The following is a 12,535-nucleotide window of genomic DNA, read 5'->3' as shown; positions in this document are numbered from 1 at the left end:
AGCTGCCCGGCTCGCCAACCTGCATATTTGCTGGAGGTGTGGCCGGGCAGGAGTCAATTACATTTGCTCCATCACTTCAATGCCGAGTAAACCGAGGCCAGTAGCAATAGTGCTGGCGACGAGGTTACACAGTTGAAGGCGGCTGTGCTTCTGCTCTTCGCTGACGCCTTTTTTCAGTACCGGGCAGGCTTCGTAGAAACTCATATAGGCACTGGCCAGCTCGTACAAGTAGGTGCAGAGTACGTGTGGAAAGGTATCTTTGGCTACCTGATCCAGTACTTCCCCAAATTGGCTTAGTTTAATGGCCAGGGCGCGCTCTTGAGGGCTTTCCAGATTGATGTCGCCCTTGAGTTCGCTCGGCTCAATACCGGCCTTGCGGAAAATACTGCGGACGCGGGTATAAGCATACTGCAGGTAGGGGGCTGTGTTGCCTTCAAAGCTGAGCATGGATTCCCAACTGAAGATGTAATCGTTAGTGCGGGTTTTGCTCAGATCGGCATACTTTACTGCGCCGATGCCCACCTTGCGCGCGATTTCCGCACAGGTTTTTTCATCCAGCTCAGGGTTTTTCTCGGCTACCAGTTTCTCTGCCCGCTCCACCGCTTCGTCCAGCAGGGCTGCCAGTTTTACGGTACCACCGGTGCGGGTTTTAAAAGGTTTGCCGTCATCGCCCATCATGGTGCCAAAGGCGCAGTGCTCAAGAGAAACGGATTCCGGCAGGAAGCCAGCTTTGCGTGAGGCGACGAAAGCCTGCTGCAGGTGCAGGGATTGACGGGCATCTACTACGTAGAGGATGCGGTCGGCTTTGAGCTGGTTGGCGCGATAGCGGATGGCTGCCAGGTCGGTGGTAGCATACAGGTAACCACCGCCTTTCTTCTGAATAATCATCGGGCTGGGATTGCCCTCTTTGTCGGCCATCTCTTCCAGGAACACTACGATAGCACCTTGGTCTTCTACGGCGATGCCGTTATCCAGCAGTTCTTTAACCAGCACCGGCAAATCGTCGTTGTACTGGCTCTCGGCGTAAACGTCCTCCTGTTTGAGGGTGACATTCAGCTTGGAGTAGATTTCTTCACAGTGGCTGATAGATATATCGATAAACTGCTTCCAAAGCTTCAGGCACTGCTCGTCGCCGCCTTGCAGCTTTACGACGTATTCACGGGCGCGGTCGGCAAAGCCTTCTTCGTCGTCGAAGCGCACTTTGGCTTCGCGGTAGAATACTTCCAGGTCGGCTAAGGCCACCTCTGCATCACTATCCGCCAGCTTGTCAGACAGGTGAGCCAACAACATACCGAACTGGGTTCCCCAGTCACCCATATGGTTTTGACGGATAACCTTGTGGCCCTGGAACTCCAGCAGACGCGCCAGGGCATCACCGATAATGGTGGTACGCAGGTGGCCCACGTGCATTTCTTTGGCCAGATTGGGGTGGGAGTAGTCGATAACTACGTTCTTCGGCTCTTCAACAGCGGCGATATTCAAACGCTGATCCCCATTCGCGGCCAACAGCTGCTGGCTCAGCCACTGCTCGCTCAGGTGGATATTCATAAAGCCGGGACCGGCGATCTCGACCTTTTCGATCATATCGCCTTTTTCAAGATGTTCCAGGATTTTGCTGGCCAGCTCGCGGGGGTTGGTACCGAGTCGCTTGGCTGCACCCATAGCGCCGTTGGCCTGATAGTCGCCAAATCCGGCTTTTTTCGCAGGTGCCACGATGGGGCCGCATTCTTCGGGGGTACCGGCGGCGAGCATGGCGGCCTGGAATTTATCGGAGAGGAGTTGGCGAATATTCATAGAGGGATATAGCTGTCTTAAATTCGTGGAAACGCCGAATTTTAATGGGCGGTGGCGGCTTTGCAACCAACCTTCGCTATAGAGAGGTTTAAATCTGGATGCAAGTGTCCAGACGGCATGGCGCTCAGTGGTATGATGCCGCCAAATTATGGAGGTACCGTGAGTTCTACCACACTTTATTGGCACGATTATGAAACCTGGGGTACAGACCCGGGGGCTGACAAGCCGGCGCAGTTTGCCGGTATCAGGACTGACGAAGAGCTGAATATCGTCGGCGAGCCGTTGATGATTTACTGCCGCCCCTCAGTGGACTGCCTGCCGCAGCCGATGGCGAGCCTGGTGACTGGAATCAGCCCGCAAAAGGCCCTGGCCAATGGCGTGCCGGAAATAGAATTTATCCAGCGCATCCTCGCCGAGCTGGGTGCGCCCGGCACCTGTGGGGTGGGCTATAACAGTTTGCGTTTTGACGACGAAGTTACCCGCTACACCCTGTATCGCAACCTGTTAGATCCCTATGAGCGCGAGTGGCGCTCCGGCAACAGTCGCTGGGATATTATCGACATGGTGCGACTCACTTACGCCCTGCGTCCTCAGGGCATCCAATGGCCGACCCGAGAAGACGGTGCGCCGTCCTTTCGCCTGGAAGAGTTGACCGCTGCTAATGGTATTGCCCACGAGGGTGCCCACGATGCCCTGTCGGATGTGCACGCCACGATTGATATGGCGAGACTGATCCGTAAGCAGCAGCCGAAATTATACGATTATGTATTCCGCCTGCGTCGCAAGCAGGAAGCTGCCAAGATGATTGATATGCGCGAGCGTCGCCCGCTGTTGCATATCTCCGGCAAAGTGTCTGCAAATCACGGGCATTTGACCTATGTAATGCCTTTGGCCAGCCATCCAGTTAATCGCAATGCGGTCATTGTTGCCAATCTGGCGATGGACCCCGAACCGTTGCTTAATTTGGATGCGGATACCCTGCGCGAGCGCCTTTACACTGCCCGCGACCAGCTTGGTGAGGGCGAACTGCCTGTGGGTCTGAAGTTGGTGCATTTAAACAAGTGCCCGGTTCTGGCCCCGGCAAATATGCTTGATGACAAGCGCGCCACTGAGTTAGGTATCGACCGCGCAACCTGCGAGGCGAATTGGCAGAAGCTCAAAGATGTTGACCTGACTGAAAAGCTACACAGCGTATTCCTGGATCGGGAGTTTCCCAAGAAAGATGTGGAGGCCGATTTATACGGTGGTTTCCTCAGTGATGCCGACCGCGATATCTGCCGTGAGCTCCACCGTGGGCTGGCTGCCCGAGGCCCCGAAGCGCTGGCTGGTGAAGTGCCTTTTAGTGACAAACGCCTGCCTGAGCTGCTGTTCCGCATGCGTGCGCGCAACTTTCCTGAGACCCTGTCTGAAGAGGAACATCAGCGTTGGCAGATCTGGTGTTTCCAGCGTTTAACTGACCCTACCGCTGGGGCTTCTATCACGCTCGAAGATTATTTTCGCCAGTTGTCCGATTTACGGGTACAGCACCCGGAGCGGATCTTGCTGATTACCGAGCTGGAAAACTGGGGCGATAGCCTGCTCGCCTAATGTATCGAATCACGCCGGCGGTTATTCTTCCTCTGGGCTCTGCTGCAGTGCCCAAGTAGAATGCCGCTCGCGAACACCTGGCGCCCACAAGGCGCAACCACTGGAGTAACCATGGACTTTATCGGAGCCAATATTCTGTCCGTCAGCCAGTTCGAGCGTGCCGACATAGAGCGCGTGTTCGATGTGGCCGACGCCATGACCCCTTACGCCAAGCGCGAAAAAGTAACACGCGTGTTGGAGGGGGCGATTCTCGGCAATATGTTTATGGAGCCGAGCACCCGCACTCGACTCAGCTTTGGCGCGGCTTTTAACCTTCTGGGTGGTACCGTGCGTGAAACCGTTGGAATTACCGCCAGTGCCATGGCAAAGGGGGAGTCCCTCTACGATACGGCGAGAGTGCTCTCTGGTTACAGTGATGTGATTTGCATGCGTCACCCACAGGAGGGCTCTGTGGCAGAATTTGCCGCGGCGAGCCGCGTGCCGGTGGTCAATGGTGGTGACGGTGCCAATGAGCACCCCACCCAGGCGCTGCTGGATCTCTATACCATCCGCAAGGAGCTGGCCGCCCACGGTCGCACTTTGGACGATTTCCGTATCGCTATGATTGGCGATCTCAAGCACGGGCGCACCGTACATTCGCTATGCAAGCTGTTGTGTCTGTTTGGCAAGGTGCAGGTGGTTCTGGTATCTCCGCCGGAGCTGGCTATGCCGGAAGGGGTGGTAGAGAAGCTCCGTACCATAGGGCATGATGTGACGGTCACCGATCAGCTGGAAACCTCTATTACCGATGTGGATATTGTCTATTCCACCCGCATCCAAGAGGAGCGTTTCGCCTCCCAGGAAGAGGCCAACCTTTATCGCGGTCGCTTCCGTCTAAATCGTGAAATTTTCACCCGTAACGCCCAACCAAATACGGTGATTATGCATCCGCTGCCCCGGGATTCCCGCGCGGAAGCCAATGAGCTGGATACGGACCTAAATGAGCACCCGAGCCTGGCAATTTTCCGCCAGACAGATAATGGCCTGCTGGTTCGTATGGCATTGTTTGCTCTGTTATTGGGGGTGGAAAACCAAGTGGACAAGTACGCCCGTGAGGTGAACTGGCACAGTCGCCGCAACCCGGTTTAATGCTGATTGGTTCCGTTTTCAGATAGCGCCGCTTTTTTCTGTTAATCTGATTGAGTTAGCCCGGCCAGTATTGATCTATCTGGTCCGGGTGCCTCTGCAATCGCATCAGGGAAAGGTGCATGTTGAATCAGATTTCGCCTGCGGTTTTCTCTCGCAGCGTCGCTTTTCTGGCGCTGTTTTTTTCCGTATTAATTTGTAAAAGTGCCGCGCAAGAAGGCGCTTTTCCCCATGTGGCACTTTTAACCATCGATGGCGCCATTGGCCCGGCTACTACCGATTATTTTAAGCGTGCCACAGAGGAAGCGGGAGAGCGGGGTGCAGAATTAATTATTTTGCACATCGACACCCCCGGCGGCCTTGATGCCGCTTCGCGCGATATTATCCAGCACATCCTTTCTTCCCCAATTCCAATTGCAACTTATGTCTACCCATCTGGCGCCCGTGCGGCCAGCGCCGGTACTTATATCCTCTATGCCAGCCAAATAGCAGCCATGGCTCCAGCTACCACCCTTGGCGCCGCTACACCGGTACAAATAGGGGGCCCGCCAGGAACACCCACTCCGGGAGGTAAGCCCCAAGAGAATGAAAAAAAAGAGGAAAAAGAAAAGGAAGAAGGTGACGAGAAAAGCGAAGAGGAAAAAGAGGAGAAGCCTCTATCCGGTACTGCGATGGAACGTAAGGTGGTTAATGATTCGGTCGCATTTATCCGGGGGCTCGCTCAGCGCCATGGGCGCAATGCGGATTGGGCAGAAAAGGCGGTGCGCGAAGCGGCAACTCTGACGGCTTCGGAAGCACTTGAAATGAATGTGGTGGATATTGTTGCCAAAAATGATCAAGACCTGTTAAAGCAGATTGCAGGGCGCAAGGTCTCCCTTGACTCCGGCGAGATCACTCTATCAACAGAAATTGCGCAACTACCCATAGAAAATTATGAGCCGGATTGGCGCAATGAATTACTGGCGCTGATTACCAATCCGCAGGTTGCCTATATTCTTCTGCTTATTGGCATTTATGGCTTGATATTTGAAGGCTATAGCCCCGGAGCCTTTGTACCCGGAATTGTCGGAGTTATCTGTTTATTATTGGCATTTTACGCATTACAGGTCTTGCCAATTAATTATGCAGGCCTGGCCCTTATTATTGTTGGCGCACTGCTGATTGTTGCGGAAGTATTTATGCCCAGCTTTGGCGCTTTGGGTATTGGCGGGATTATTGCGTTGGTGATTGGCTCGGTAATGTTGATTGATACCGATGTTCCCGGCATGCAGGTCTCGAGAAAGCTGATTGGCGCAATTGCCGGAGTAAGCGGGCTCTTTTTGTTGACATTTTTCCTGGCTATCGGCCGAAGCTTGCGTACGCCGCGGGTGCCAGCTGACCAAGCCCTTGTAGGGCGCTCCGCGGTAGTTAGTGATGTCACAGAAACGGAGGTGCTGGTGCACCTCGATGGAGAGATCTGGAAGGCCCAATGTGAGACACCATTGGAGCCGGGGCAACGTGTACGGGTAATCGCACAGCACGGTTTACTTTTATATGTAGAGCCTGGTTAATTGTTTTGAATTTATCAACCTGTGAGCGTACTTGCATGCTTGCAGATTTCAGGTGGTGAGAACAGGGAGAGAGGAAAATGGTCAGTTATTTTATTGGTCTACTAGTGCTCGCGGTAGTGCTGCTGCTGATGTATGCCATCCGCATCCTGCGAGAATATGAGCGCGCGGTGGTATTTTTTCTCGGGCGTTTCCAAACAGTTAAAGGCCCAGGCCTGATCATTATTATCCCCATCATCCAGACTATGGAGCGTGTGGATTTACGCACCGTGGTAATGGATGTACCCACGCAGGATGTTATCAGCCGCGATAATGTCTCAGTGAAAGTTAATGCAGTGGTTTATTACCGCGTAATCAACCCACAGTCTGCAATTATCAATGTAGAATTTTACCACGAGGCAGTAAGCCAGTTATCCCAGACTACTCTTCGCTCTGTGCTAGGTAAACACGAATTGGATGAGATGCTTTCTGAACGCGATAAGCTTAATGTGGATATACAAAATATTTTGGATGAGCAAACGGATGCCTGGGGGGTAAAGGTAACCAATGTTGAAATTAAGCATATCGATCTCGATGAGAGTATGGTTCGAGCTATAGCTCAGCAGGCCGAAGCTGAGCGGGCGCGGCGCGCCAAAGTTATTCACGCAGAGGGTGAAGCCCAGGCGGCTTTGAAGCTCACTGAGGCGGCTGATCAACTTTCCAAAAATGCAAATGCAATTACCTTGCGTTATATGCAAACTATGATTGATATTGCCGGAGCCAATAACAGCTCAACATTGGTATTTCCGCTGCCGCTTGATTTGATTGAGCCGCTTCTTAAGCGAGGTTCACAGGCTGGTGGTTCCTAAATCTGGGGCCGCTTGCTTTTAGGTGTGTTATTATTTTTATAAGAACAGGTGTGAGAGGAATAAGGAAATTAACTGTGTAAAATCTAAGATAAATTAAAAAGGCCGCATTATAACCGCGGCCTTTTTTGTTGAGTAATACCTTTCTGCCCTAGGATTTTCTACAGTAGTTTTTCCATCAGAATACGGGTGGAACTATCCCAATCTTCCGGTACTTCGCTATCGGCCGCCTTATGAATTTTTGAACTCAGCTGTTTGCCAAGTTCCACACCCCATTGATCGAACGGATTGATACTGAGCAAGCAGCCGCCCACATAAACTTTATGTTCGTACAGCGCCAGCAGAGCCCCTAAGTGATGAGGGTCCAGCCTATCAAGGATCAAGGTATTACTTGGGCGGTTACCTGGGATTACTTTATGTGGGGCCAGTGCATGGGCTTCGCGATGGGTATAGCCGGCCTCTTCAAGTTCCTGGCGCGCTTCATGCAGGGATTTACCACGCAACAAAGCCTGGCTCTGGCTGATGCAACATGCCAGTAGCCAACGGTGCTGTTCATGTAATTTAGAAGTTGGCTCTTTCACCGCAATAAAATCCGCGGGGATCAGGTCGGTACCTTGATGTAGCAGCTGGTGAAAAGAGTGTTGGCCATTAGTGCCTTCGGTACCCCAGATTACACTGCCGCTCGGATAGTCCAGCGCTTGACCATTTTTATTTACGCTTTTACCCAGGCTTTCCATGTCTAACTGCTGCAACCAGGCTGGGAATTTTGCCAAACGTTGAGCGTAGGGCAGAACAACCTGGCTGCTGGTATTCCAGCACTGCCGATACCAGAATTGAATAAGGGCCATTATCACTGGCAGGTTATCCTGCAGAGAGGTATTGGCGAAATGCTGGTCCATAGAGTGAGCGCCTTGCAGCAGCTGCTCGTAAACTTCATAACCGCAGGCTAGAACGATCGGCAGGCCAATGGCGGACCACAGGGAATAGCGGCCACCCACCCAGTTCCACATTGGGAATATATTCTCAGGGGCGATGCCGAAGTCCTGTGCCGCAACAATATTGCTGCTTACGGCAACGAAATGTTGAGCAAGTTTCTCTTCATCACAGCCAGCAGCTACTATCCAGCGGCGCGCAGAGAGAGCGTTCTCGCGGGTTTCCAAGGTGGAAAAAGATTTGGAGGCGACGATAAACAGGGTTTCCTCAGGGTTAAGACCCCGAAGGGTATCACTGAGATCAGCACCATCCACATTCGCTACAAAGTGAATCTGGAAATCTTCCTTGTACCATGGGCTAAGTGCCTCCACTACCATGCGTGGACCAAGGTCAGACCCACCAATACCGATATTAACAATATGGCGAATTGGCTTTCCGCTGAATCCTCGCCAACTTTGGTTGTGGATATTTTTGGCAAATTGCCTCATCTGTGTGCGGCAGTCAGCCACTGCGCGTTCGTGATCATTTTGTGGTTCACCCTGGAAGCGCAGGGCAGTATGTAGGGCCGGGCGGTGTTCAGTATTATTGACATTGGCGCCGCTAAGGAGTGCTGAGATCTGATTGCCTAGATTCTGCTCTTCGGCGTAATCGAGTAGTAACTGGAAGGTATCCTTGCGTAGGTGATTCTTACTAAAATCCAGGTAAATACCTGCGGCTTCACAGCTAAAGTTTTTTGTACGTTGCGTATCGGTAGCGAACAGCTCACGCAGGGACCATTTATGTTGTTTAAAATGAGACTGCAATTGTTGAATTGCTGCGGCTCGGCTGAATGCCAAAGTTTCACTTGTCATGGTGATTGCTGATTAACTCTCTTGTGAGCGGTTTCTTATTGCGAATATCACACAAGCTTATGGTGCATGATTGAAAAAAGCGGGTAATGCTAACGCATTCCAGTCTGTTGGCTGGCGCCCGAAGCGTTACAGTGTATTACAGTGGATAGTTTCCGGTAAGAATGAACTGCTCAAAAGACAAATGCCGCTCGTAAAAGCGGCATTTGGTGGTGATTCATACTAAATAAAGCTTTTCAGAGTAGGTGTCTGTCAGCTCCGATTTGGTCAAAACCTCATTTAGTATGAATCACCACGCTGGTTCTGCTTGAAAGTGATTTTACTTCACCACTTTCATGCAGCGTACTCTATCCGAAGCCATCCAGCAGTCAGCATCTGCGGGGCAGGCCATTGAAAGAGGAATTTGTTCAGCGCCAGGAGGGCAGTAAGCTGGAGGTGCCGGAGGGCTACAGCAACCTGCTAGAACCAGTGCACTGATAATTCCGATTAAGTACTTGGCTGGAGTGAAATTCATCCCCTAACTCCTTTCCGTTGATGTAGACATTAGCATAGCCAATAAAACGTCACCTGTTGGTCAGCTTTGTAAAATGCTCTCTACAAAGATACCGCCTAGTTGAGTGTAATAGGCGCAGGGATTAAATAGCTGCCAAGATTAAAGTCTGGAAAAAAGTCGTGCCAATTTATTGTGTTTTGTGCTTTAAAAAGCGAGTTTTTTGCCAGTTTAGGGCGTATTTAAATTAACGGGGTGTATTTATTTTTTTTGCTTCTTCCAAGTTGGAAAACTTGCTCAAAAGAGAGATTAATTTTAGATGGTTTTTTAATTTTATTTTGAGGGTTTGGGGAAAAGTGGCGGGAAATAAATGATGAAAGGGTGGTTGTTAAAGGAGGATGAAGCAGTGGGAATTGCTGGAAATTTACAACAAGTCTTCAGAGTGAGTCACTCTGTTAGAGGTTGGGAAGAGCTTTTTATTGGTTCATTTAGTGAATTGGTTGAGATATGGCAGCTTTAAAATTATAAAACCGCCGTATTTGAATCAATGAGTGGGTTTGGGTCCATGAAGAAAATTACCAAAGGTCTGAGCAAGGGTTTCTTCACGTGCAGGGTCACGTAATGCGATTAGCAGGGAGTTTCGTATCTGGGGAATGAACATTAAGTCCGATAGTAACAGGTTAAATGTGCTTTGATCTCCAGTGTGCGCCAAGTTGGTGAGCCAGAGCTTGGCCAGTTCTGGGTTCTCCAGATCAAGTGCGCAGCGACTGCCAATTGCTGCGAGTACTTCTTTGTTCCTAGCCGCGTTAGAGGATTGCAGCAGTTTTTGTAGGAACGACTGGCGCAGCCCTTTAGCTGGCGAGTTTGAGATACCGCGTGCGGCGGCGCAAACCACATTAAAGTCAGGCGTACTATCGGCGAGTAATGTATTGGCTCGAGTGATGATGGCTTCTGCCAGTTGATGGTCGATAGTTTCGTTTTCCAGGCAGTGGCACAAGCTGACAAATACTGGCGCAGCTATCTTTGAAATTTGGCACATAAGAAGCGCCTTTTCACTTTCCCAGTGAGCGGCAAGGTCAGCAATGCCCTGCAGTGCCAGGTTGTCCCAGCGGGACTCCTGCGGGTTGCGGAAGTAACTGAGTACCGTTTCAAAATGAGCGCTGGGCTTGTGTTTCAACAGCAACCCGGTATGGGCATGAAATGCAGCTTGTCGCTCGGTAGAAGGGGTATAGAGAAGGCCGCTCTGTTGTAGCAATTGATCCAGCTGCGCTGCGGATTCAGCGGCAGGCCCCCTTAATTCCTGTGCCAGCGCACGCAGTAGACCATCGCGAGCCTGTAACTGTAATTTACCCTGCTCATCGAGAGGAAAACGCAGGAACCATACCGCTGGCTCGCCGCCTTCGGCGGGTTGCAGTAAAAGCCCGGTCCAAGCCTGGCGCAAGTAGGGGGAAGGCCAGGGCTTTTGACCCGCTTCAAAGGCTTCGGCTGTGGATTTGGATATAGACTGCAGGCGCCGGCCCAGGTCGAACCAGCGCAATTTAAAGTTAGCCTCTTCTATAAGGCTGCTCAGGGTACCGCTTTCACTCATGGGTGACTTATCTACTTCCTTAGGACGCAGTGGCTGCAATAGAGATGGGTTTTTGCTTAAAGTGCAACCAGCCGTATGCAATTGCCAGCAGCGGGCAGATGATATTGAACAGGGCGTAGGGCAAATAATTCCAGGTTCCAATACCGAGAGTTGCGGCCATAAAAGCGCCACAGGTATTCCACGGAATCAATACGGAAGTGATGGTGCCTGAATCCTCTAAGGTGCGTGACAGGTTTAGCCCGTGTAACCCCTTTTCCTTGAAAGCTTCGCGGAACATACGGCCAGGAATAATAATCGCCATATATTGATCGCCAGCAGCTAAGTTCATGCCAAAACAGGTGAGTACGGTGGAGGTCACTAGGCCGCCGACAGTTTTAACGAGTGATAAGACGCCAGTGACAATCACTTGCAGGAAGCCTGCGCGCTCCATGGCTCCACCGAAAGCCATGGCGGAGGTGATCAACCACACGGTATTAAGCATGCTACTCATACCGCCCTTCGATAGCAGTGCGGCCACGTTTTCATTACTGGAAGTGGACTTGTAGCCGTCGAACAAGCTGTACCAGGCGCCTTTAAGGGCTGCCAGGGTACCCTCTCCACCGCCCAGGCGGCGTGCGGCTTCAGGTTCAAAAATCAGGGCAATCGCACAGCCAACCAGGGAGCCGATGATCAGGGTAGGGAAGGCTGGGACTTTGCGCCAGGCCATGGCCAACAGCAATACGAGGGGTAATAAGCTGATAAGCGAGATCTTAAATTCGCTTTTTAGTGCGGCTAACAACGATTCGATATCACTGGCGGAGGCACTGCTGGCTTCAGAGGTGAAGCCGAGGAAAGCAAAAGCGATCAGGGCGATTGCGAAAGCCGGGATAGCGGTGGACATCATGTGGCGGATATGCTGAAACAGGTCATTTGACGTTACCGCTGCGGCCACATTGGTGGTGTCGGAGAGGGGGGACATCTTGTCGCCAAAATAGGCGCCTGAAATCACTGCGCCAGCAGTAACTTCCAGGGACAGGCCGAGGGCGCCAGCGATCCCCATCAGAGCTACGCCCAGGGTGCCGGCGGTAGTCCAGCTGGAGCCAATACTGAGGCCTACGACGGCACAGATAATACAACTGGCGGCATAGAACCATTGGGGGGAGAGAATCTGTACGCCGTAAAAGATCATAGAGGGTACAGTGCCGGCCAGTATCCAGCTGCCGATCAGGGCGCCCACTGCCAAGAGAATTAGAATAGCGCCAAAGACCAGGCCGATGCCGTGCAGCATGCCGCCTTCCATATCGCTCCAGCTGTGACCATTCTTCATACCCATCAGGGCGACCACACAGGCGCATAACAGCAACGCAATCTGGTTCGGGCCGTAGGAGGAATCGGCACCGTAGAAATAAACAGACAGGGATAACAGGGCGATCAGGATCCCTAGTGGGATCAGCGCATCCAGCAGGCTGGGCTTGCGCGGTTCATTATTGGGGCTGGCTTGAGACAAGGTGAACTCCTGCTTGACTGCGTGGCTAGTGCCGTTTTCGTTATCGTTGTTTTTGCCGTCGGCGACGGTTGATCCTCCTATTCTCTCGGCTTGGGGCGGTGAAGTCTACTTTGAATAGAGAACCGAACAGGAGGACCTTTTCACTGACTGACCCGTCTAAGCATGCTTTCATCACTCCCATCAGGTATCTGGATGGGAGAGGTGCTAGCAGTTCGGCGAGGCTTCCGGTATGTTCTGCGCCGATTTCTTATCCCGGCTAGCCTTAGCCGCACAATAAAATGAGCCAGGGCCA

At 51.9% G+C, this 12,535-nt stretch carries 11 protein-coding genes; 6 read left to right on the top strand and 5 right to left on the bottom strand.

All coding sequences use genetic code 11. The annotated features are described in order from the left end of the window. Window positions 1-57: 57 nt before the first annotated feature. On the bottom strand, window positions 58-1,794 hold the full coding sequence (gene argS / locus ABWV76_RS18450; RefSeq protein ID WP_353376898.1) for an arginine--tRNA ligase: 1,737 nt from the start codon (window positions 1,792-1,794) through the stop codon (window positions 58-60). 117 nt (window positions 1,795-1,911) lie between these two features. Here argS and sbcB point away from each other — a divergent pair, with 117 nt between their 5' ends. The 4 genes from sbcB (at window position 1,912) to ABWV76_RS18430 (ending at window position 6,901) form a co-directional block, all read left to right on the top strand. Beyond that, complete coding sequence (gene sbcB / locus ABWV76_RS18445; protein WP_502914814.1) at window positions 1,912-3,381, top strand: exodeoxyribonuclease I; 1,470 nt, start codon at window positions 1,912-1,914, stop codon at window positions 3,379-3,381. 111 nt (window positions 3,382-3,492) lie between these two features. Then, window positions 3,493-4,509 (top strand): aspartate carbamoyltransferase, encoded by a 1,017-nt coding sequence (locus tag ABWV76_RS18440; protein WP_026304938.1) that lies wholly within the window; start codon window positions 3,493-3,495, stop codon window positions 4,507-4,509. A gap of 119 nt (window positions 4,510-4,628) precedes the next feature. After that, entirely contained in the window at window positions 4,629-6,056 is a 1,428-nt protein-coding gene (locus ABWV76_RS18435) for an NfeD family protein (protein WP_020412144.1), read from the top strand. Window positions 6,057-6,133: 77 nt separating this feature from the next. Continuing rightward, complete coding sequence (locus tag ABWV76_RS18430; RefSeq protein WP_020412145.1) at window positions 6,134-6,901, top strand: slipin family protein; 768 nt, start codon at window positions 6,134-6,136, stop codon at window positions 6,899-6,901. A 158-nt stretch (window positions 6,902-7,059) separates the two neighbouring features. On the opposite strand, the gene pgi is transcribed toward ABWV76_RS18430, so the two are convergent. Continuing rightward, a complete protein-coding gene (pgi, locus tag ABWV76_RS18425; RefSeq protein WP_020412146.1) occupies window positions 7,060-8,682 on the bottom strand; it encodes a glucose-6-phosphate isomerase in 1,623 nt (540 codons plus the stop codon). A gap of 70 nt (window positions 8,683-8,752) precedes the next feature. Here pgi and ABWV76_RS18420 point away from each other — a divergent pair, with 70 nt between their 5' ends. Beyond that, window positions 8,753-8,905, top strand: coding sequence for a hypothetical protein (locus tag ABWV76_RS18420; RefSeq protein WP_157533368.1), 153 nt, complete (start codon window positions 8,753-8,755; stop codon window positions 8,903-8,905). 93 nt (window positions 8,906-8,998) lie between these two features. Here the strand turns inward: ABWV76_RS18420 and ABWV76_RS18415 are convergent, their stop codons facing one another. Then, window positions 8,999-9,193, bottom strand: coding sequence for a hypothetical protein (locus ABWV76_RS18415; protein ID WP_157533369.1), 195 nt, complete (start codon window positions 9,191-9,193; stop codon window positions 8,999-9,001). 349 nt (window positions 9,194-9,542) lie between these two features. On the opposite strand from ABWV76_RS18415, the gene ABWV76_RS18410 reads away from it, so the two are divergent. After that, a complete protein-coding gene (locus ABWV76_RS18410) occupies window positions 9,543-9,689 on the top strand; it encodes a hypothetical protein (protein WP_353376895.1) in 147 nt (48 codons plus the stop codon). 24 nt (window positions 9,690-9,713) lie between these two features. On the opposite strand, the gene ABWV76_RS18405 is transcribed toward ABWV76_RS18410, so the two are convergent. Together ABWV76_RS18405 and nhaC are read right to left on the bottom strand one after the other, a co-directional pair. Beyond that, window positions 9,714-10,757 (bottom strand): DUF3549 family protein, encoded by a 1,044-nt coding sequence (locus tag ABWV76_RS18405; protein WP_020412148.1) that lies wholly within the window; start codon window positions 10,755-10,757, stop codon window positions 9,714-9,716. A 19-nt stretch (window positions 10,758-10,776) separates the two neighbouring features. Beyond that, window positions 10,777-12,243 (bottom strand): Na+/H+ antiporter NhaC, encoded by a 1,467-nt coding sequence (nhaC, locus tag ABWV76_RS18400; protein WP_282951474.1) that lies wholly within the window; start codon window positions 12,241-12,243, stop codon window positions 10,777-10,779. Between the last annotated feature and the right edge of the window lie 292 nt (window positions 12,244-12,535).

The organism is Microbulbifer sp. NBRC 101763 (genome assembly GCF_040371615.1).
GTDB classification, from domain to species: domain Bacteria; phylum Pseudomonadota; class Gammaproteobacteria; order Pseudomonadales; family Cellvibrionaceae; genus Microbulbifer; species Microbulbifer variabilis.
Note: the sequence above shows the minus strand (reverse complement) of the source record. Positions and strands in the feature narration are given on the sequence as shown.

Coding starts and splice junctions, on each gene's coding strand:
- ABWV76_RS18405 (WP_020412148.1), bottom strand. CDS start 10,757: ATGAGTGAAAGCGGTACCCTGAGCAGCCTTATAGAAGAGGCTAACTTT.
- ABWV76_RS18410 (WP_353376895.1), top strand. CDS start 9,543: ATGAAAGGGTGGTTGTTAAAGGAGGATGAAGCAGTGGGAATTGCTGGA.
- argS (WP_353376898.1), bottom strand. CDS start 1,794: ATGAATATTCGCCAACTCCTCTCCGATAAATTCCAGGCCGCCATGCTC.
- sbcB (WP_502914814.1), top strand. CDS start 1,912: ATGGCGCTCAGTGGTATGATGCCGCCAAATTATGGAGGTACCGTGAGT.
- pgi (WP_020412146.1), bottom strand. CDS start 8,682: ATGACAAGTGAAACTTTGGCATTCAGCCGAGCCGCAGCAATTCAACAA.
- ABWV76_RS18430 (WP_020412145.1), top strand. CDS start 6,134: ATGGTCAGTTATTTTATTGGTCTACTAGTGCTCGCGGTAGTGCTGCTG.
- ABWV76_RS18440 (WP_026304938.1), top strand. CDS start 3,493: ATGGACTTTATCGGAGCCAATATTCTGTCCGTCAGCCAGTTCGAGCGT.
- ABWV76_RS18415 (WP_157533369.1), bottom strand. CDS start 9,193: ATGAATTTCACTCCAGCCAAGTACTTAATCGGAATTATCAGTGCACTG.
- ABWV76_RS18435 (WP_020412144.1), top strand. CDS start 4,629: ATGTTGAATCAGATTTCGCCTGCGGTTTTCTCTCGCAGCGTCGCTTTT.